This window comes from Paenibacillus chungangensis (genome assembly GCF_042675905.1).
Classification (GTDB): Bacteria; Bacillota; Bacilli; order Paenibacillales; family Paenibacillaceae; genus Pristimantibacillus; species Pristimantibacillus chungangensis.
Genome location: NZ_JBHTJZ010000015.1, coordinates 1 through 906, shown reverse-complemented (window position 1 = coordinate 906; position 906 = coordinate 1). Strand labels below are relative to the sequence as shown.

General features: G+C 49.7%; 2 tRNA genes and 2 rRNA genes. All 4 read left to right on the top strand.

From position 1 onward, the window contains the following. Positions 1-51 (top strand): 16S ribosomal RNA (locus tag ACFQ2I_RS12565); the annotation flags it as partial. Positions 52-203: 152 nt separating this feature from the next. Continuing rightward, positions 204-280: transfer RNA gene (locus ACFQ2I_RS12560), tRNA-Ile, on the top strand. Positions 281-294: 14 nt separating this feature from the next. Continuing rightward, positions 295-370 (top strand) — tRNA-Ala (locus ACFQ2I_RS12555). Positions 371-569: 199 nt separating this feature from the next. Next, a 23S ribosomal RNA gene (locus ACFQ2I_RS12550) occupies positions 570-906 on the top strand; the annotation flags it as partial.

The following is a 906-nucleotide window of genomic DNA, read 5'->3' as shown; positions in this document are numbered from 1 at the left end:
AAGTCGTAACAAGGTAGCCGTATCGGAAGGTGCGGCTGGATCACCTCCTTTCTAAGGAATTACCCGATCACGATGATGATCGGATAAGGAAGCATCAGCTTCCACGCGGGATATTTTCTTATCGACTCTCGTCGATTGCGAAAAATCCTAGGCAGTAGTTGCTCGCTCGTTGTCAGTTTTGAAGGAGTAATCCTTCCGCAAGAGGGCCTTTAGCTCAGCTGGTTAGAGCGCACCCCTGATAAGGGTGAGGTCGGTGGTTCGAGTCCACTAAGGCCCACCATTATCTTAACATGAGGGGCCATAGCTCAGCTGGGAGAGCGCCTGCCTTGCAAGCAGGAGGTCAGCGGTTCGATCCCGCTTGGCTCCACCAACAGTTTTCGCGCAGCGAAAGACTGTACAATTGTTCCTTGAAAACTGGATAACGAAAGTAACAATAAAGCATTCCAGCTGCTTTTGAAGCAGTGAGAAGCTTTATGCTGAAACATCCTTTAGCTGAAGTTTTAAATAAACGTTTGACATGTAGCGTCTTTTCTGAAGAAATTCAGGAAAGTCGCTCATCGAAAAACGCAGGTTAAGCTAGTAAGAGCGCACGGAGGATGCCTAGGCACCAGGAGCCGAAGAAGGACGTGGCGAACAACGATACCGCCTCGGGGAGCTGTAAGCAAGCTTTGATCCGGGGATTTCCGAATGGGGAAACCCAGCAGTCGTAATGGACTGTTACTCGCAACTGAATACATAAGTTGTGAAGAGGCATACCGGGGGAACTGAAACATCTAAGTACCCCGAGGAAGAGAAAACAATAGTGATTCCGTCAGTAGCGGCGAGCGAACGCGGATTAGCCCAAACCAAGGGGCTTGCCCCTTGGGGTTGTAGGACGTCTCACATGGAGTTACAAAGGTGTTGGTT